13 protein-coding genes, 1 pseudogene and 2 CRISPR repeat arrays are annotated in these 18769 nt (G+C 69.1%); of the genes and pseudogenes, 7 read left to right on the top strand and 7 right to left on the bottom strand.

Annotated features, from left to right (window positions below):
- Positions 1–19: 19 nt before the first annotated feature.
- Genes cas7e through cas6e form a run of 3 tightly spaced genes read left to right on the top strand, consistent with a single transcriptional unit; the run spans position 20 to position 2858 of the window.
- Complete coding sequence (gene cas7e / locus ACGFN2_RS13550; RefSeq protein WP_393359970.1) at positions 20–1171, top strand: type I-E CRISPR-associated protein Cas7/Cse4/CasC; 1152 nt, start codon at positions 20–22, stop codon at positions 1169–1171.
- Complete coding sequence (gene cas5e, locus ACGFN2_RS13545) at positions 1168–2031, top strand: type I-E CRISPR-associated protein Cas5/CasD (RefSeq protein WP_393359968.1); 864 nt, start codon at positions 1168–1170, stop codon at positions 2029–2031. Before cas7e ends, cas5e begins: the two co-directional genes overlap by 4 nt.
- Before the next feature lie 5 nt (positions 2032–2036).
- Positions 2037–2858: a type I-E CRISPR-associated protein Cas6/Cse3/CasE gene (cas6e, locus tag ACGFN2_RS13540; RefSeq protein WP_167539306.1), complete on the top strand. Its 822-nt coding sequence runs from the start codon at positions 2037–2039 to the stop codon at positions 2856–2858.
- Here the strand turns inward: cas6e and cas3 are convergent.
- Positions 2818–5790 carry a CRISPR-associated helicase Cas3' gene (gene cas3, locus ACGFN2_RS13535; RefSeq protein ID WP_393359966.1) on the bottom strand — a complete coding sequence of 991 codons (2973 nt, stop codon included), beginning with the start codon at positions 5788–5790 and terminating at the stop codon, positions 2818–2820. The two genes, cas6e and cas3, sit on opposite strands and share 41 nt — an antisense overlap.
- A gap of 76 nt (positions 5791–5866) precedes the next feature.
- Here cas3 and ACGFN2_RS13530 point away from each other — a divergent pair, with 76 nt between their 5' ends.
- Entirely contained in the window at positions 5867–7111 is a 1245-nt protein-coding gene (locus ACGFN2_RS13530; protein ID WP_393359964.1) for a hypothetical protein, read from the top strand.
- A gap of 47 nt (positions 7112–7158) precedes the next feature.
- Positions 7159–8064 (top strand): nucleotidyl transferase AbiEii/AbiGii toxin family protein, encoded by a 906-nt coding sequence (locus tag ACGFN2_RS13525; protein WP_393359962.1) that lies wholly within the window; start codon positions 7159–7161, stop codon positions 8062–8064.
- A 9-nt stretch (positions 8065–8073) separates the two neighbouring features.
- Here ACGFN2_RS13525 and ACGFN2_RS13520 read toward each other — a convergent pair whose 3' ends face one another.
- From ACGFN2_RS13520 to ACGFN2_RS13505, 4 genes are all read right to left on the bottom strand, one after another.
- Positions 8074–9384, bottom strand: a complete 1311-nt coding sequence (locus ACGFN2_RS13520; RefSeq protein WP_393359960.1) for a hypothetical protein — start codon at positions 9382–9384, stop codon at positions 8074–8076.
- 59 nt (positions 9385–9443) lie between these two features.
- Positions 9444–10535, bottom strand: a complete 1092-nt coding sequence (locus ACGFN2_RS13515; RefSeq protein WP_393359958.1) for a hypothetical protein — start codon at positions 10533–10535, stop codon at positions 9444–9446.
- A gap of 257 nt (positions 10536–10792) precedes the next feature.
- Positions 10793–11404, bottom strand: a complete 612-nt coding sequence (locus ACGFN2_RS13510) for a hypothetical protein (protein ID WP_393359956.1) — start codon at positions 11402–11404, stop codon at positions 10793–10795.
- A 513-nt stretch (positions 11405–11917) separates the two neighbouring features.
- Positions 11918–13470: a CRISPR direct-repeat array (repeat unit 29 nt; unit sequence GGGACCAACCCCGCGGGTGCGGGGAGCAG).
- A 23-nt stretch (positions 13471–13493) separates the two neighbouring features.
- Positions 13494–14132: direct repeats of the CRISPR family, unit length 29 nt; unit sequence GGGACCAACCCCGCATGCGCGGGGACCAC.
- Between the two features lie 1054 nt (positions 14133–15186).
- Positions 15187–15369 carry a helix-turn-helix domain-containing protein gene (locus ACGFN2_RS13505; RefSeq protein WP_393359954.1) on the bottom strand — a complete coding sequence of 61 codons (183 nt, stop codon included), beginning with the start codon at positions 15367–15369 and terminating at the stop codon, positions 15187–15189.
- Between the two features lie 377 nt (positions 15370–15746).
- On the opposite strand from ACGFN2_RS13505, the pseudogene ACGFN2_RS13500 reads away from it, so the two are divergent.
- Positions 15747–15893 (top strand): annotated as a pseudogene (locus ACGFN2_RS13500) (peptidase C39 family protein); the annotation flags it as partial.
- Between the two features lie 54 nt (positions 15894–15947).
- Here ACGFN2_RS13500 and ACGFN2_RS13495 read toward each other — a convergent pair.
- Positions 15948–16967 carry a hypothetical protein gene (locus ACGFN2_RS13495; RefSeq protein WP_393359952.1) on the bottom strand — a complete coding sequence of 340 codons (1020 nt, stop codon included), beginning with the start codon at positions 16965–16967 and terminating at the stop codon, positions 15948–15950.
- 258 nt (positions 16968–17225) lie between these two features.
- Between ACGFN2_RS13495 and ACGFN2_RS13490 the strand changes: the two genes are divergently transcribed.
- The gene (locus ACGFN2_RS13490) at positions 17226–17795 is read left to right on the top strand and encodes a GNAT family N-acetyltransferase (protein ID WP_393359950.1); all 570 of its coding nucleotides are present in this window, start codon (positions 17226–17228) and stop codon (positions 17793–17795) included.
- An 87-nt stretch (positions 17796–17882) separates the two neighbouring features.
- Here the strand turns inward: ACGFN2_RS13490 and ACGFN2_RS13485 are convergent, their stop codons facing one another.
- Positions 17883–18743, bottom strand: a complete 861-nt coding sequence (locus ACGFN2_RS13485; protein WP_393359948.1) for a helix-turn-helix transcriptional regulator — start codon at positions 18741–18743, stop codon at positions 17883–17885.
- Between the last annotated feature and the right edge of the window lie 26 nt (positions 18744–18769).

Below are 18769 nucleotides of genomic sequence, written 5' to 3'. Positions count from 1 at the left end.
ATCACCGGAGGACTTCACGGTGCTCACCGCGCCCCGCACCTACATCGACGTCCACATCCTTCAGACAGTGCCCCCGGCCAACCTCAACCGCGATGATCAGGGCAACCCCAAGGAGGCGTACTACGGCGGTGTGCGACGGTCCCGCGTCTCGTCGCAAGCGTGGAAGCGGGCCACCCGCCTCCATTTCACCGAGCGCATGCCCGAACAGGACCTGGCGACCCGCACCAGGCGCATCAGCAGCGCGCTCGCCGGCCTGATCGGCGCCGACAGCGACCTGCCCGCCGAGTCCTCGTCCCGATTGGCGGGCGCTCTGCTGGCGCCCTTGAAGATCAGCGCCGGCAAGAAGGAGGGGGACACTGCCTACCTGTTCTTCTACGGCCGCCGGCAACTCAGCGCTGTGGCCGACCTTGTCCGTGGCCGTGCTGCCGAACTGGCAGTGCTGGACGACGCGGAGTTGGCAGCCGAGATCGACCAGCTGCCGGTGCAGGAGAAGTTCAGCACCGGACATCCGATGGACGTCGCCCTCTTCGGGCGCATGGTGGCCGACATTCCCGCACTGAAGGTCGACGCTGCCACCCAGGTCGCCCACGCCTTGTCCACCCATGCCGTCGAGCTGGAATTCGACTACTTCACGGCCGTCGACGACGAGGCCATGAAGGAGCAGGAAACCGGCGCCGGCATGATCGGCACCATCGGCTTCAACTCCGCCACCCTCTACCGCTACGCCTCTGTCAACCTCCACCAGCTTCTGCACAACCTCACCGACGAGGAGGCAGCGGTCACCGCCGTCGAGGAGTTCGTCACCTCCTTCGCCCGCTCTATGCCCACCGGTTACGGCAACTCCTTCGGCCACCGCACCTTGCCCAGCTTGGTCGCGGTCGTCGTACGCGCAGACCAACCGGTCAACCTCGTTTCCGCCTTCGAGGAGCCGGTCGGGGCCCATTCCGGAATCGCCGCGGAGTCCGCCCGCCGCCTGGCGCGCGAGTACGCCACCGCTACCAGTGTCTGGGGCGACACCCCCGCGTTCACCGCGCTGTGTCACACCTTCGACACCTCCGGGAAGATCGCGGAGCAGCTCAAGGGCACCTTCGCCGAGCCCGTGGCGTTCCCGAAGCTGCTGGCCGGCCTGCGCGCCCACCTCACCGACACGGTCAAGCGAGCCACCCGATGACCAGCCCTCCGCCGGCAACGCCCGCCCCTCAAGGGGTGACAACCGAGGCTGTACTCCTGCTCCGCCTGGCCGGCCCCTTGCAGTCATGGGGTTCTCGCAGTGCCTTCAACCGACGTGAGACCAACCCGGAGCCCACCAAATCTGGTGTGATCGGCCTGCTCGCGGCGGCTGCCGGAATGGCTCGTGAGGACCCGCTCGACGAGCTGACGCCGCTGAGCCTGGGCGTGCGCGTCGACCAGCCCGGAACGCTCCTGCGGGACTACCACACCGTCAGCGACTTCCGGGGCCGGCCACTGCTCCAGGCCGGAGTCTCGGCCAAGGGCCTCCAGAAGCCCACCTCCCCGGCCAAGTACACCCATGTGACCACTCGCTACTACCTCCAGGACGCGGTCTTCGTCGCGGCTGTCGCCGGCCCCCGTGACCTGTTGTGCACCCTGGACCAGGCCGTCCGGGCCCCCGCCTTCCCCCTTGCCCTCGGCCGCCGCTCCTGCCCTCCCACCCAGCCGCTTGCCCTCGGCCTGCGGGAAGGAAGCCTGGAACACGTTCTGCGGAAGGAGCCCTGGCAGGCCTCCCGGCGCGCCCGTGAGCAGTACGCCGCCCAGTGCGGACGGGAGCAGGAGCTGGACCGGCCGCTGTACCCGGCGCGCATCGACCGTTCGGTCACCGTTGAGGACCCCGAAGGTGACGACGTCCTGCACGATTCCCCGGTCTCGTTCGATCCGTACGCCCGCAGCTTCACCAGCCGACGGGTACGGCACGGCTGGCTGAGCATCCCCACCGGGTTCCCCCGGCCCGACACCACCGACGACGGCGCGGACGAAGCCGCCGGACACGACCCCTTCGCCCTGCTGGGCTGGTGACCGCCATGACCTACCTCTCCCGTATCCGCATCAACCCCCTTCGCGCCGAAAGCCGTCGTCTGCTGGCCAACCCGCGTGCCATGCGCGGTGCCGTCATGGGGGGCATCCCCGATGCCCCCCAGGGCGACCGCGTGCTGTGGCGGCTGGACGCCGACAACCCCCGTCGCCCACACCTGTTCGTGCTCACTTCCGCCAAGCCCGACTGGACCCATATCGTCGAAAAGGCTGGCTGGCCGGACGCCGACGGAGAACATGCCGCCGTCCGCGACTACGCCCCGCTCCTCGACCAGATCGCCGTCGGCCGGGAGTTCGCGTTCCGCTTGACCGCCAGCCCCGTACAGAACACCGCGGCGCCGATGAGCCCCACGCCCACGCAGGCGGCCCGCCTCGCCGCTGCCGCTGACAGCGACAGCAAACGGGTACGCGGCTTCAGGCTGGGCCATAGCACCGCGAGCGCGCAGCTGAACTGGTTCCTGACCCGTACCGCCCGATGGGGCTTCGACGTCCCCACAGCCCGTACCGACGCCCCGGCCCCCGGCCTCGCCGACAGCCGGACCGCTGACGACGCGCGCAACACCGAGGTAGGGACGGAGGACGCCGGCCCGGCACGCGACATCCGTATCACCGCAAGCCGTCGGCACTCCTTCGTCAAGAACGGGAAAGGCCCCCGCGTCACCATTCAGAGCGCCACTTTCGAAGGGCGCCTTCAGGTAACCGACCCCGCTGCCTTCGTCACGCGCCTGTTGGAGGGCATCGGCCCTTCGAAGGCATACGGCTGCGGCCTGCTCACCCTCGCCCCACTGCGGAGCCGGACGACTCTGCAGTGACCGCGCCCTCGTCAATGATTCCGAGCACCGGGTCGTAGCGCAGCCGCCGCCCCGAAACCGAAGCGGTGCGGTCCGCCCCGAGGACAAGAGCCCTGCGGTATTTCAACCGTTCGTGCCCAACCCAGCCGGGTAGGACGGACAGCTCCACAGCCGCTTCCGAAGAGCAGGTCGCGGGCAGCTTCACCGTGTCGGCGAGGACCTCGTCAATGAGGTCGTCGTCGGGGACGGCACCGTCCTCTGCCAGAGCGCTCCCCGACAGCGTCAGGTACCTGGCACCATCGTGAATGACGAGGACGGCCTCCGCCCCGGGATCCCCGTCACGGACCAGGGCGGTCATCCCGGCATCGCCCTTTACGGGAGGCACGGCGACATAATGGAGATCGGCCAGCGTCGTTGCCTCTCTGTCGCCGCGCCGTGTCAGTAGGTGGTGGGAGGCGTTCCCGATGCGTTTCCGTCGCTCGGCCTCCTCCTGCCGCCGGGCCGCCTCGGTGTCGTCCCGCCATGCCTCCGGAACCTCGTCGTCGCCGCCGTAACCGGCCGCCACCAGCGCAGGAATATCCCCCGGGAGGCTCCAGCCGCCCGACTGCCCGGCGGTCGTGAAGACCAGGGCCGCCGTGCGCAGGAGCAGATGGCGGCCGTAGAGGGTCTGTGAGCGGTCGGGAAACCTCGGAGCGCCACGGCCGAGCGGATCCGCGTCGGTGCCGTCCCGGCCAGGTAGGGCGCTCCCGGGGGCCCAACCCGTGACGATCACCCGTGGCCTGGCCAATCGGCCGGGGCGGTGCATCCTGTCGCCGCGGTGCAGCCGGCCCATCCGCTGCAGCAGCGCATCGATCGGGGCCATGTCGGTGATCAGAACGTCCACATCGACATCGAATGCCTGCTCGGCGACCTGGGTGGCCACCACGATCATCTGAGGCCGGACCGCCGCGGTGCCGGTCGGCCACGGGGCGAGCTGGTGCAGACATTCCGCCGTGCGATCGGCACGCGTCCCGAGCGGAAGCTGCTCGTGCAGCAGCACCACCTGGTCGCCGAAGCGCTCACGCAATACGGTGCACAGCGCCTGGGCCCGTTCGACGGTGTTGCGGATGACCAGAGCGCATCCGCCGTGCGTCAGCTCCTCGCCGAGCAGGTCGGCGACCGCTGCGTCGGCGGCCGTATCGGCTGCCCGGTGCTCCTCGGGATCTGCACCCCCCTCGGGAACGGCCTCCGGCAGGAGGACAACGTCGACGGGCCGATCCGTGCGCCAACTGTCACAGACCGACACGGCGGAACGGTGGCCGGTGCCGTCCGGTGCGTTCCACACGACGGTGGCGGAGGGGTACCCCTGAGGATGGCGGAGGTCGTCCGCCGTGAACTCCTCACGTCCCAAGGCCCCGGCCAGATAGGCGTCGACAAGTGCCTGGCGCTGCGGTGCCGGCAGCGTCGCCGACAGCAGCACCACCGGTACGCCTGCCTGGCCGAACCAGCGCAGGCCCTCGAGGAGAAACTGCGAGGTGTAGACATCGGTGGCGTGCACCTCGTCGAGTACGACGACCTTCCCCACCAGCCCCGCCATCCGGAGCATCACGAACTTGGTGCGGGTTGTCGCGTACAGCAGCTGATCGACCGGGCCCACCACGAAGGGGCACAGCAGCCCGCGCGCGTAGCCGAAGAACCATTCGGCCGGTACGCGCGCCACCGGCCCGCCGCCCCCGGAACCGTGCGGACCGTCGCTCGCCTGCTCGCCGTGCTGCTCGTCCTCGTCGCATTCGCCGACGGCGGCGAGCCTGACCCCCCGCGGCTCGCTCAGCAGGGCGCTCCACTCCTTGTTGAAGGTCCGCTTGCCGTGGAGCAGCGCGACCCGATCGGCCAGCTTCCCGTCGATCCGGCTCACCCACTCTCTGACCCTCCCGAACATGGGGTCGTCGGTGGACCACTCCGGCATGCCGACGAACACGCCGTCCGCGCCGAACTTCGCGGCCGTGATCTCCGCCGCCATCAGGGCGGCCCTGGTCTTCCCCTCGCCCATCGGCGCCTCGATGACCATCAGGCCGGGAGCCGCCATTTGCCGCGCCGTTTCCATCGCCAGCTCCTGTGAGGGACGCGGCTCGCACCCGAACCGCTTCGCGAAGGCGTCCGGTGGCGACTCTGGCAGCTCTCCCCATCCGCGCTGCAGGCCGAGCTTCTCCCATGCCGCAGCTGCCCGTTGCCGTGCACCCTTGAAGCTCACGTCGGCCAACGCGTCGATCCCCCGGAAGCCGGCCCCGCTGGCGATCCAATCCGTCATCACGATCAGTCCACTCAACTGGAGTTGGACAGCACGCGTCGGCACCACCGCGGGGGCCGGAGCGGTGAGAGCACCCAGTCCCAGTTCCCCGGAAAGACGCTGGACGAGGGTGAGTCGTACCTCAGCCCAGCGTTCGTCACCCTCCAACTGCCCGCGTGCCTTACGGTCCGGCTTCAGCGCGCTCTCGACTGAGAAGAACCCGTGATGCCCTGCAACAAGGGGCCACACCCAGTCGATGTGCTCCTCGGGCCACCCGGCCGCCGACAGCAGCCGCTGCAGCAGATAACCTCCGGCTCGTCCGTGATGCCATGCGAACCGTCCGGCGGTCGGCTCGTGCCACCGCAGCCCGGCCGCTCGTACGGCCTCCGCCCCTCGTGGCCACCGGCGTTGGAAGACCGGCGTGGCCTTTCCGTAGTCGTGCATCCCGCAGAGCCAGATGAACAACCCCCGGCCCCGGCCCTGGCCACCGGCTGTCTCGTCCAGCAACCGCCGGGTGGACGGCGCCAGATAGCGCTCCCACATGACGTCGGCGACGGCTGCCGCGTCGAGCATGTGCGACAGCAGGAGATTCATCGTCCCTTCGGCATACTCGGGTGTCTTTCCCACCAGAGCGCCCAGCGCCGCGTTAAGGTCCAGGCTGTCGTCCGGGCCCGGAATGCTGGCCATACTCCCCCTCTTCGCCTCGTCCACCGGTCAGGTTAGGCGATGCGAGCGGCCCCCGTCCGGGTGACATCATGCCGTCGTGAGAGACGACGTCACCGTGCTGAACAGCGCGCTCAGTACGAGTTTCGGCCATGACCTGCTGACCGAGTGGATCCCCGACGCCCTCGGCGCCACCGATGTCATCCGGGACCTGGCCGGCGGAACTGTCGCGGTGCCGGAGCGGCTTGATGTCGGGTGGCTTCAGGTGCCCTTGACCCGGCGGACGGAGAGTGTGCCCGTCGTGCCACCAGCCGTACGCGCCCATGCGCATCTCCTGGTGGAGCGCTCGCTGCTCTACCAGGAGCCGCGCCCCGAGGTGTTCAGCTACCGTTCCCCGGTCTGGGACTACCGCTCCGCCTACCGGGCACGACAGACCCGTATGCGCGAAATGGCACGCCGAGGTGATCTGCCACTCGTCCTGAGGCTCGACATTCACCGCTTCGGCCAGTCGCTTCCCCTGCACGTACTGCTCGATGCTGCCTGGATGACCGGCGAGTTGGCGGGATACCTGACCGAACTGCACCGTGCCACCGGCCGGTGCCTCCTGCCCGGTCACCGCTGGGCCAACCGGCTCGGTACCGCAGCGCTGGCCCCGATCGACGCGCTCCTGGCCGTGACGACGCCGCGCCGGTGGCTTCGCTGGGGCGACGACTGGCATGTCTTCGTCCGCGACAGCGCGGAAGCGGAACAGGTCCGCGACGTTGTGGAAGGCGGGCTGGAAGGACTCGGACTGCGTCTGTCCGAAGAAAAGACCACCACCGAGCCGGTGAACGACCTGTTCACGGGACCGGCCCACGACGTCGCAGGCCACCCACCCGAGGTCTGGCGCAGGGGCATACAGGACGCCGATGTACGTGCCCTCAGGTATGCCCTGGCCCGTATCGAGCCCGACGCGCAGGTGTCCCGCGCCCTCGTCGGCACCGTACGAACGTGGCCGGTGCTGCTGCCGCGTGCGGTCCAGTACCTCGACCGCGCGGTGAGTACCCCAGCGGGTCAAGAGGCGGCGCGAGAACTGCTGGAAGACGCCCACGCAGATCTGTTCGGGGCCGCACGGATACTTGCTCTGGCCGGCCGGCATCAGGTACTTGCGTCGGGCGTTTCCGACAGGCTGCTGGACGTGGCCGCCGGCTGTGGGATCTCCGGGCTGCGGGCCCTGGCAGCACGTGTCGCCCTGTGCACCGGGCGTCGGTGGCTGGTGCACAGGCCACCTGCGCACCTGCTGCGCTGGATCGCTCAAGGCGCGGACATCCGGCGGAATCCACCCTCCGTCGCCACCCTCCTGTGACACTGTCATCCCTGCGAACCGGGCGGACACGCGATCGAGGGACACGGATGGAACAGCGGCGCGGATCATGGGAGCAGGCCGACTGGATCACGCTTCCCACAGCTGACCAACACCTGGTCCAATCCGTAGCGGTGGTCCTGTCGAGTATCGACCGGCTCCTGCCACCGCACGCCTGGCATCTCAAAGGTTCGACGGCGCTTATGGGGTGGATGGGCTCTTCAGCCCGGCTGCCGAACGATGTCGATCTGGCCCTTTCCGAGCGCGCGGGCCGGCAACTGCTGTCCGCCTCCGAACTGCCGCCCGGCCCGCAAGGCGAGAGTCTCCGGCTGCTGCGTTCGGAACCCGTGGTGTTCAGCTCGCCCGGCAGGGCGACCGTACACCGGGCACTGATCCGCCTACGGGCGGGGGAAGCCATCGGGAAGGTCCTGCTCAACATATTGCTGGTGCCGGACGCCGAGACGGCGCGCGACAACCGCACCGCACCCCTTGACTTCCCCGGCCGGAAGGCCCCGGTCACCGTACCGGCGGCGACCCTCAGCCGGTGCCTGGCGCAGAAGCTGCTGCGCTACACCCGACGGCGCGACGGCGGCAAGATCAATACGCGCTGGACCGATCTCACGGACTTCCTGCTGGCTGCCGCGAGCCCCCTGGCCCCCGCACTGTTCCTGGACGAAGTACGGCGTGACGTGGCGATCGAATTCGCTGCCATGGGCCGCACCTGGCCGGACCACCTGCCTCAACCACCACGCGAATGGCTGGACTTCTGGGACACGGCAACCTTCCGGGACGGATTGGAGTTCGGCCGCCTGCCCGAAGCGGCGGACCGGCTCGCACAGTTCTGGAACCCGGTGCTGGGGACGCGGGTCGCTCCGTACGGTCCCTCTCCCGCACCGGTACCGCCGACGGCGCCACAGGTGTGGTCGTCCAGCGCATGGAAGTGGGCGACCGCATGAGGTCAGGGCTCACGCTCCCGCCGACGTGCCCGGTATCGATTCCTGTACCGATGCGAAGAGTCGGTCGAGGTGGCCCTGTGCGGTGGGCGGCAGGTGCAGATGCCACCAGTCGCGCCATCGCAGTGCGTGCGCGAGATGGTGGAAACCCGGGGTGCCGGGTCCTGCCCTCCGCAAAGCGGACAGAAAACCGACGACGGAATCGGCCGCTCGGGAGCCGAGGGGGTTACCGAAAGCGTGGAAGAACCGCTCCTGGTGTCCCGTGCCTTTGAGGGCCTTGGTCACATGGAGGCTGAAATGCGCGCGACGGCGGGCCGCGGTGAGCCCCCACTCGTCCATGGGCGCCACACCGGCCCCACTGTGCATACGACCCGCACTCTCAGCGTTCGCCGCGACCATCGCCGAACGCATCAGCGCGGCGTCGGAGACGACGCCGGAGAGGCCGTCCCCCAGCGTCGCGAAGAGCCGGCCACCGGCCGCGACCGCGTCGCTCAGGGCCCGCAGATGGCGTGAGAGCAGCGATTCACGCCGCACCCGAAGCCGGTATGCCCGGTCCAACACGTCCGGTACCGGCAGGGATCCGTCCAGCCAAGCCGTGCTCAGGGGAATCAGCTCGTGCGCACTGCCCTCCGTAACACGCTCACCGCTTTCCCGGTCGAGGGTGCCCCATTCGATGTCGTGAACGTCGCTGACCGCGTAGAGACCTCGCTGCGGTGGCCTCTGCGCGAACACGTCCCAGGCGTCGGCCGACGGCACCCCGGGAAAACGCGGATCTTCTCCCGGGCGGGCACCCGAGCCCTCGTCGGCACCGCCCAGCGGCCGGACAAGGACACCGGCGAGCAGCGAGGCCCCCCGCTCAGGTGACAGGAGTCCCGGCACCCGCAACAGGACATCAGCCGCCCGGCACGGCCGAAGATCCGGCCGGTCCCGCCGCAGCCGAGCGGCCATCGAAATGGCGTAGCAGGCACGCAGCAGCCCCTCCCGCCTCTCGTCGCCACTCCCGCTGAGGGAAACGAAGTCGAAGGCCCAGCCATGCCGAACCCCGCTGTCGCTGCCTCCAGCCGGAGGCTCCAAGGACAGGCACGCGGGGACAGCATGCTTCCCGGCGCGGACCAGGACCAGATCCTTGCCGTAGTACGAAGAGCTCCATGCGGCCTCAAGGCGATGCCCGATCGCCGCCAGGCTCTGCCGGACTCGTGAGAGCCCCGCCATGTGATCCCCACTGTCCTCCACGCTGGCCCGCAACGCGCTCGTGACGACAACCACGGTCGCCTCTTGACGTGGCTCGCGGGCGAAGCGGGCGAGCACGTCCCCCGTGTCCACACATCCCAGCGGGTAGCCGGGAGCATGCCGGGGCGGCCAGGAGAAGGCGGGTGGTGGCGTCACCGCCCGCCACCCCGCCGCTTGCGCCGGAAGAGATCCACGAACAGCCTGCGCAATCCAGGGAACAGCGTGACGAGGCCCACGGTGACCACGCCGGTCGCCCCGAGGATCCGGAACAGCGACGAAGCCCCGGCCTGCGGAAGCCCCTGCCAGATGGCGAGCCCCGTGGTCAACGGCAGGCCGACCGCTGCGAGCAGGCCGAGTATCGCGTTGGTCGTCTCCGTCTCGGCGGACTGCACCTGGCGGGAGAGCTCGCCGAGGTCGCTGACGAGGTTCTGCAGCGACTGCGGCAGACCGGCGCTCTGCTGCCATGCCCGCACCATGGCATCGACGGTTCCTTGCCGACCGAAGCCGGCCGCCCAGTAGCTGCGGCGGAAAACGAGCAGATCCCTTTCCATCTGTGCCACTTTCCGCCGGCGGGGTTCGTGCTGGCCGATCCGTGCCACTTCGCTGCCGAAAGCGTCCAGCACGGTCTGCTGCAGCCGGGCCAGGGCCAGGGCGTCGGCGTACAGCGTCGCCAGGTGGTAGCTGGTGCCGTCGTAGTAGTTACGTGGCACTCCGACACCCGGATCGTGCTCGGTGCCCACCAGGGTGAGCCCACGAACGCCCAGCACGCCCCGCACCTTGGTGGGTAGCGGCAGGCGCATGGCGTGGAGTTGCTCCGCGGCCTCCGGACCCGGCGGATACAACGTCGCGTGATGCAGATGCCACAGCCATTGATCGAGGGAATCCCAATTCCGCTGCGCACGCCCCGGATGCAGCCGCACCAGACCACTCTGGGCGGTGACGAGAGTGCAGTGCACCGCCTCCCGCTCGGTATCAGCGATCCGACACCCCGATGGCAGCTGCCGTGCGACCCAGGCTCGTTGGGCGCCCTGCCCATGGTGCGGGTCGACGTCAGCGCACTCCTGGAGGGTTTTCGGTAGCTGCGCTGGCGGATCCGGCGGCAGAACGCCATGCAGAAGAGCCACTCCGTTCGCATGAACCGGTGAGCCCATGTCCTTGAGCGCGCCGAGCGCAGTGTCGTTCAGGCGCACCAACTCGATGGCTGAAAGCTGGAATCGGGAAGGCGACGCTTCTGCCTGGGGCACCTCGCGATGCCACCGGACTTGCTGCCCCCACAGGAGCGGTACGAGGTGACGCTGCGTGTATGCGGCACGGCGGGATGCGCTGGACACCACTTCGTCGGGCCGGCCAACGCGCCAGCGTCGTTCCAGAGGGCCTGCACGGAAAGGCGCCCCAGGGACGTCATCGATGTGGACAGCGATGATCAGGACGGTATCCCTACGGATGAGCGCCCGAGGGTCATCCCGTCCCGACGCGCGTCCGTGACGATTGCCTGTACGGCTCATACGAGGCAGTCCAACGCCTCGCGAAGGTAGCCACGCCGTTCCGACGGCCCCACGTGCCGCCACCGCCTCGGCCCCTCGGAAACCTCACCCCGGACCAAGACACGTGCGTACCGGCTAATCGGCGCCCCCCTGGCAACCAAGGTCATCGTGCCGGGCAGCGCGCTCGCCCGATGGAACATGAAAGCCGACATGCCGTATGCGTCGCCTGCGCACACCGCGGCCGTCCGATGCCCTGTCACGACCACTCGCTCCCCGCAGCTTGCGTCGAATCGGTATCCCTCTTCGCGGGGCTCGTAGCGGATGACCCGGTAACCCGGAGACTGGGACGATGCCGCGCCGAGGCGGGGGTCGCTGTCGACGAGGGGTTCGTCGGCTTGGGTGATGTCCAGCAAGCTGTTGTTCACGGTTCCGCGCAACACGGTGGACGAGAAGTCCCAACGGTGATCGTGGGCTTGTGAGTCCTCTTCTCCATCAAGCCAGACGTGCAGGAAGAGCCGCCTTGAGTCCTCAGCTACCAGCGCCAAGGGCAGCTTGACGAAGCCGTTCGGGTGCGCCACGGGCGCGGCTATTGCAGGGGCACGGAGCGTCTCGTCGTAGGAGTCGTACAACGCCGCGATGAGCGCGGACCTGGCCAGCCCCTGAGGTACGGGCCCACGGTCGATAGCTTCGCAGTGGTGCGGCACTGGGCTCGTCCCTGAGGCGTCGACTCGACCTGTTCGCACAGTGCTCCTCGTCGTCTCGCATCCCCCACTTACCGTCAGTTTAAGGGACATGGGATGCCGGATGCCGCTCTTATGTTCGGACTGCCGGTCTGAGCCGGACCGGAAAGCCGGAGTCCGCGAGGCTTGTTCGGGGCTGCTCGGAAGGCACCACTATCCGGCATAGTTCGCTCGCGGCAGCACGGTCACCGGATGGGCCGGAGGCTGGGCGTCGGCGCTTTCTGCCAACTGGCTAGAAGAGGCCGGCGCGCATGTGCTGGGTGAGGTTGTCGAGGATCTCGCGTAGCCAGGGGCTGCGGACTGCTGGTAGCCGGACCGGGGAGTGCCGGAACGCTTCCGCGTCGGCCCGGAACAGGAGGCGGGGGCGCGGTGCGGGTGGGCAGTCGCGCAGGTCGCCGTCCAGGGACCAACCCCGCATGCGCGGGGAGTAGACGATGACCGCCGACACCAGCACCAACTTCCAGGGACCATCCCCGCGTGTGCGGGGAGCAGCCGGTGGAGCTGTCCCCGGGCGTCCTGGCGACGGGACCAACCCCGCGGGGGCGGGAAGCAGCGGACCGAGTCGACGTCCACGGTGCCGTCCGTGGGACCAACCCCGCGGGTGCGGGGAGTAGGTCACCGCGGCGGCATTCAGGCCGCGTTGGATGGGAGCAACCCCGCATGCGCGGGGACCACGCGAACGCCACCTACATCGTCGAGTTCCACCTGGGACCAACCCCGCATGCGCGGGAACCACGACACCAACACCATCACCCTGGACCTGAGCAAGGGACCAACCCCGCATACGCGGGGACCACCTGGACGCGCTGCTCCTCGACCGCGGCCGGCTGGGGCCAACCCCGCATGCGCGGGGACCACCCGGTTCCGGACAACGGATATCTGATGCCCTGGGGACCAACCTCGCATGCGCGGGGACCACAGGGCCAGCTGTCCCCCGGCGTAGGCCACCCAGGGACCAACCCCGCATGCGCGGGGACCACGGGGCCGTGCCGTACTCGACCGCCGCGGCGTAGGGACCAACCCCGCATACGCGGGGACCACGCTCAGACGGTGCTGCCCCCGTCCGTCCGTCCGGGACCAACCCCGCATGCGCGGGGACCACTGCTTGGTCTCGTCCTGGGCCTGCTCGACCGCGGGACCAACCCCGCATGTGCGGGGAGCAGGTCTTCACGACGGGGACGCCCGTCGCATTCACGGGACCAACCCCGCGGGTGCGGGGAGCAGAAGCGAATCAACAGGGCCGAAGCCAAAGCGGAGGGCCAACCCCGCGGGTGCGGGGAGCAGCTCATCCACCAGCGCATCCGGGCGGAGCAGAGGGGGCCAACCCCGCGGGTGCGGAGAGCAGAGCCGACGCCCGAGGTGGACCTCGTCCGCGCCGGGACCAACCCCGCAGGTGCGGGCAGCAGTCACTCACCACCGCCGTTCTCCAGCGCCGTGAGGGACCAATCCCGCGGGTGCGGGGAGCAGGCTCCCGGTTCGGGGCGGAGGTGGGGGTCGGTGGGCCCAACCCCGCGGGTGCGGGGAGCAGTGATCCGCGTACAGGTACGGGCCGTGCGGGCTGGGACCAACCCCGCGGGTGCGGGGAGCAGGAAGACCCGCTCACTGGGCAAAATCTGACCCCGGGACCAACCCCGCGGGTGCGGGGAGCAGGGCGCGGGGCGGCGCGGCGCGAGCTGTTACAAGGGACCAACCCCGCGGGTGCGGGGAGCAGCTGGAGACGGCGGCCCTGGCGAGGGGGTACGCGGGACCAACCCCGCGGGTGCGGGGAGCAGTGCGGAACCGCTGTCCCAGTAGGGCCTCTTCCGGGACCAACCCCGCGGGTGCGGGGAGCAGAGCAGCAGCGGGTCGGCGTCCCGGCCCCAGTCGGGACCAACCCCGCGGGTGCGGGGAGCAGGCGGTCGAGTCGCCCACTGAGGCCCGCGTCGTGGGACCAACCCCGCGGGTGCGGGGAGCAGTGCGGCTCCCCGCCGGAGATCAAATGGTGAACCCCGCATGCGCGGGGACCACCCGGCCGCCGAGGACATGTGGGCCGGTGTCGAGGGACCAACCCCGCATGCGCGGGGACCACGAGGCGTGCAAGTCCCGCGACTTCACAGCCCTGGGACCAACCCCGCATGCGCGGGGACCACAGAAGAGGGTGCTGCTCGCCCGAACTGCTGTCGGGACCAACCCCGCATGCGCGGGGACCACCAACGGGCAATCGATCGGCGTCCGGGCGCGATGGGACCAACCCCGCATGCGCGGGGACCACCACGAGCCGGCCATCAAGCACCTGCCGCTGCGGGGACCAACCCCGCATGCGCGGGGACCACCTGGCATTCAACATCGAGTGGATCGCCGCCGAGGGACCAACCCCGCATGCGCGGGGACCACGCGGCAAAGACCATCTGGACCAACACGGTCAAGGGACCAACCCCGCATGCGCGGGGACCACGAAAGTCACGAGTGCCGGACCGTGGGACAGCTGGGACCAACCCCGCATGCGCGGGGACCACCCTCCTGGTCCGTGGCGGCACGTGCCCGGGGCGGGACCAACCCCGCATGCGCGGGGACCACCCTCCTCGCTTCACCGCGCGAGTAGGCGCACAGGGACCAACCCCGCATGCGCGGGGACCACACGCCGTGAGCTGCGGTTTCAGGAAGACGGTGAGTTGTTTTTGCTTACTTTCGGCGATTCGGAAATAACGCCCTTCGGTGGGTTGCAGGTGCTGCAGGCCGCAGTGGTCCACAGCGCCACTGCGGCCTGCAGCACCGCCCCGGCGTCGTACCGCTGGCACATGTGATGTCGGTGTCCCCAGGCTCATACTGGACTCTCTCGATCCGTCACGACGAATCTTGCCGGGTTTGAGCCGGCGCCATGGCGGGGCGCGATGCCCGACCCAGCTTGGCTGCCTGCCCACGATAGGCCTCTGCTGCCGGGCTGATAAAGGTGTTGTCTGGCAGCTGTTCCGCCACAGTAGTAACGGGCTCGTCAAAGGTGCCCGTCTACGGTGGTCGAGGGCGAACGTGGCGAACAAGGCGAGAGTGTGCCGTGCGGTCGCGCCGCCGATCGATCCACCCCTAGACGGTCTCACGCGGTGGTGAAGGCGCTCGCCACGGCACTCAACTCATGCGCGGCCTGTGTGGAAGTTCAAAGGGAAGGCCAGGCTGGTGCTGTTCTCAGGCCGTGGCTGGGCCAAGGCTCTCCGTCCCAGTGACTACAGAGCGTGACCTGCTCCGGGGTGACTGTTCAGGCTGTGTGGTCATCCTCTTGTGCGCTTGGTTCGGTGTGGGTTGGGGTTGGAACACGTCTCGCTCCGTGGAGGCGTCTGTCAGGGGAAGTGGTGTGGCGATCACCTAACCGCACCGGATCCAGCAGGATCGAGTAGGGCGCAGCAGGATTGAATGGGATGGAAATGTCGGCTCCTTCGATGAAGCCGCAGGTGAGACGCGTCACCGGGATAGGTTCGAGTCCCACCCGCCCTGCATAGCGCCCCCAAGCTGGTGTTCGGACCGAGCCCGCACAGCCGCCCTCCGAGGCGCGAGTTGCGGAGCGTCCCCAGTCCCTGGCCCTTTGAGGGCAAGCACGAGTGAGATCTGCTGACTGTGGGAGCGATCTGCCGAGTGCGGTCTGATCCACCGAGGGGCGGACGTGCGGTATTCGACGCTCGCGGTCGCCTGGTGCTTGACGTTCATGCAGCCCGTTCGCGGCAATTTTCTTCCAGCCAGACCTTGATCTCGTTGGGCCAGAACCGAAGTTGTTGGCCCACGCGAAAGCTGGGGATGGCCTGCTTCTCGTGATTGTCGTAAACCCAGGAGGTGGGCTTTCCGAGAAAGTTCGCCAGAGCCAGCACGGTCCACATCCGTTGATCCATCGCTGCTCTCTTCCGTAGGTCGGGAGTGCGACACGATAAGGACGGAACACGGCCGCACCAAACGACCCGTACAACGCCACTTGATCTTCATGGGCCCGTCGTGGCGGGCGTCCGCGGGGGAGGCTGGCGAGGGCGCCGAGGCGACGCGTAGTGATGAGTGCGCATCTTGTCTGTCTGGTGCTATCCGCGCTTCGGCCCTCAGCGCCAGAAGCCAGCACCGATCCAGCACAACGCCCCCGAACGGACCGGAAGGGGCGGCAGCGGAAGTCAGCACGAACTCAGCACGGTCCGGCTTGGGCTCGTTCGAGGCGAACGAGCCCAAGCTGTTGACCTGCATGTTTGTCATCGTGTTCGGTGTCTGATAAGAATCCGCATCCCAGTTCGAGAACATCTGGCTGCGGACCAAGCGCCACGATGCAAACGGCCAGGTCAAGAGTGGTTCGGGAGGGGTCTGTTACCTCTACTTCCCGGCTAAGCCGGCACCAACTCAGCACCGGGTGCTTGCGGAGCTGGGAATCCGCTGAGTTGGGGTGTCGCGAGTTCGGTAGGTGACCGCTCCGAAGAAGTTCAGAAGAAGCTCAGTGGGACCTGTAGCGGGTGGCGAGTGCGTGGAATGCTTGCTTCGGTTCCCAGGGCATGTCGGGGTAGGTGCGTTTGCCGGCGGGACAGGCGCTGTGCTCGTCGAGGACTTTGACGATGCCGTAGGAGGCGAGGTCCTCGTCCGGGCCGGTTGTCCGGTGGGGTGTGCTGAAACCGGCGAAGCTGAACCAGAAGGCGGAGTCGACGGCCTCCTCCTCGAAGACGGTCATGAGATCGTCGAGGTAGCGGACCTGTTCGCCCTCGTCGCGGACCAGGCCGGGTTTGAGGGTGACGCCGTCGGCCTCCCTCGCCATGTACCAGCCGGAGCCGCCGTGTTCTCCCGCTCCCCGGTAGGTGCAGCAGCCGGCCTCCATGATGGCGACGGGCTTGCCGTGGCCGCATTCCTTGCGCAGGTCGGTGCGGTAGGTGGCGGCATTGCGCAGGCTGCGGAAGGCGTCCAGGCCGACGATGTCGAACGGGGCCCAGTCCACGCCGTCCAGAGGGCAGGAGGCGTAGCTCACGCGGCCGCCGAAGAGGGGCCGCACGGCGTCGACGACCTCCCCCAGGAAGGCGTTGACCTTGTCGGGGATGCCCTGGAGCGCGGCTTCGCGGCCGGGGCCCGCCAGGACCGGGATGCGCTCGTTCAGGGTGTCCCCGGGCAGGTATCCGCGGGCGAACACGCTGAGTTCGCAGCCGGTGACGAGGACGACCTCGGCGCCGTCGCGCCGCAGGCGCTCCGCCCGCTCGGCGCAGTCGGTGAACAGCGGTAGCATCTCGGCGTCCGACAGCTCGCAGGGGAACGGCGAGAACCAGACCTCCAGGCCCGCCTCCGCCGCGTAGCGTGCCGTGGTTTCGATACGGTCCGGATCGCCGCCGGTGATACGGACAGCGGTGCAGTGCAGGTCCTCCGCGACGACACGCATGTCCCGTTCGGCGTCCCGGACGTCGAAGACGGGGCGCGATGTGTCGCCGTTGGGAAAGGTGCCGGTGTCGTAGTGGATGCCCTTGCCGCGCAACATGATGAATGCCTCCGGTGGGGTGACTGTTCCTGCCGTACGGCGTCATGGTCCAAGTTGCCGCTGCGTCAGCGTCAAGGCCGCACCGCGGCCGGCCTGTTGCCGAGCTGAGGGGATGTCTGAGGCGGTCGGGGCAGCTGGTGCTGTGACCGCATGAGCATGAGGTCGACGGGGGTGGTGAGGGCAGGTGCCGGGACCTCTGGTGCAGGACTGCTTCGAAGTCGTTGGACATCCGTCCGGTCAGTGGGCGAGCATCCGCCGGTGACAGATGAAGCCGATGAACAAAGACGATTCACGCGGGGCCTCAGACACGTCCGCTTCGTCGAACTGGGCGGCGAGGCGATGTCCGCTCTGCTTGAGGGAGACCTGGCCAAGGCCGGCAGAGCAGCGGGGGTTTCGCTGACCGAGTACTTCGTGACCGACAGGGCGAAGTGGCTGTGGCGGCTCCGGCTCGACCAGATGGCCGCTGATCCGGGCCGTGCACGGTGGATGGTGCGGCAAGCAGTCGTCGGCGACCGGGGTCTCGTCCTCGGACATGCCGGATTCCACGGACCGCCCGATGGAGTCGGCATGGTCGAGATCGGCTACGCCGTCGCTCCCGAATTCCGTCGCCGCGGATACGCGCGATCCACGCTGGCCGAGTTGCTGCGCCGGGCAGCCGGCGAACCCGCAGTGACGACCGTGCGGGCGACGATCGCCCCTGACAACGTGGCGTCCCTGGCCACCATCTCGGGCTTCGGCTTCGTCGAGGTCGGAGAGCAGTGGGACGAGGAGGACGGGCGTGAACTCATCTTTGAAGTGCCTGCACGACCGACCGGTCCGCTGAGTTGAGGTATCGCTGAGGCGGCCCGGTGGCCGGGCCGCCGCCTCAAGCTCTGGGGCCGATCGTGGCTGGGGACCGTCGAGGCCGGCGGCGGATCAGCCCGGGAGGCTCATGTGCTGGGTGCCGATGACGGACAGGAGGCGCAGGGACTCGTGTGAGGGGGAGCCGGGGGCGGCGGTGTAGATGATGACCTGTTGGTCCCGGTCGGTGATGTCCAGGACGTCGCAGGTGACGGCTACCGGGCCGACGAGCGGGTGGGCGAAGGTCTTGCAGAGGGTGGGCCGGGCGGCCACCTCGTGGGTGGCCCAGAGGCGGGCGAACTCCTCGCTGCCGGCGAGGAGTTCCGCGACCAGGCCGGTCACCTCCGGGTCGGCGGGGTAGCGGGCCGCGGCGGTGCGCAGGTGCTGGGCCGAGGTCCGGGCGAACGTGTCCGCGTCCGAGACGCCGTACAGCCGCCGGCCGTTGCGGTACGGGCCGAGGAAGGCGCGCCGGATGAGGTTCCGGTCCTGGCGCGGCAGGGCGGAGAAGTCCTCCATCAGGGCGGCGGCCAGGTCGTTCCAGGCGAGGACCTCGTACGTCGCCGAGATCACGATCGCCGCGGCCTCCGGCAGCCGGTCCAGCAGGTCGACGATGCTCGGCCGTACCTCCCGCGACGGTCCGGGCGGCGGCGCGGGCGGGGCACCGGCGAGGTGGTGGAGATGGGTGCGCTCGGCGTCCGACAGGCGCAGGGCGCGGGCGAGTTGGGCCAGCACCTCCCGGGAGGGGTGCCGGGCACGGGCCTGCTCCAGCCGGGTGTAGTACTCGGTCGAGATGAACGCCAGCTGCGCCACCTCCTCGCGGCGCAGTCCCGGGGTGCGGCGGCGCACCCCGGCGGGCAGTCCCACGTCGGTGGGGGTGATGCCCTCGCGTCTGCTGCGCAGGAAGCCACCCAGTTCTTGGCGTACTCGTCGGTCCACCTCCCCAGTGTGCGCGGCGCCGGGGC

Source organism: Streptomyces sp. NPDC048612 (assembly GCF_043199295.1).
Classification (GTDB): Bacteria; Actinomycetota; Actinomycetes; order Streptomycetales; family Streptomycetaceae; genus Streptomyces.
The sequence above is the reverse complement of the archived record's forward strand: the minus strand, read 5'-3'. Positions and strand labels throughout refer to the sequence as shown.

What these genes read in the sequence shown, in the direction of transcription:
- cas5e (WP_393359968.1), top strand. Translation starts at nt 1,168, where the DNA reads ATGACCAGCCCTCCGCCGGCAACGCCCGCCCCTCAAGGGGTGACAACC.
- cas6e (WP_167539306.1), top strand. Translation starts at nt 2,037, where the DNA reads ATGACCTACCTCTCCCGTATCCGCATCAACCCCCTTCGCGCCGAAAGC.
- cas3 (WP_393359966.1), bottom strand. Translation starts at nt 5,790, where the DNA reads ATGGCCAGCATTCCGGGCCCGGACGACAGCCTGGACCTTAACGCGGCG.
- ACGFN2_RS13525 (WP_393359962.1), top strand. Translation starts at nt 7,159, where the DNA reads ATGGAACAGCGGCGCGGATCATGGGAGCAGGCCGACTGGATCACGCTT.
- ACGFN2_RS13505 (WP_393359954.1), bottom strand. Translation starts at nt 15,369, where the DNA reads ATGGATCAACGGATGTGGACCGTGCTGGCTCTGGCGAACTTTCTCGGA.
- ACGFN2_RS13495 (WP_393359952.1), bottom strand. Translation starts at nt 16,967, where the DNA reads ATGTTGCGCGGCAAGGGCATCCACTACGACACCGGCACCTTTCCCAAC.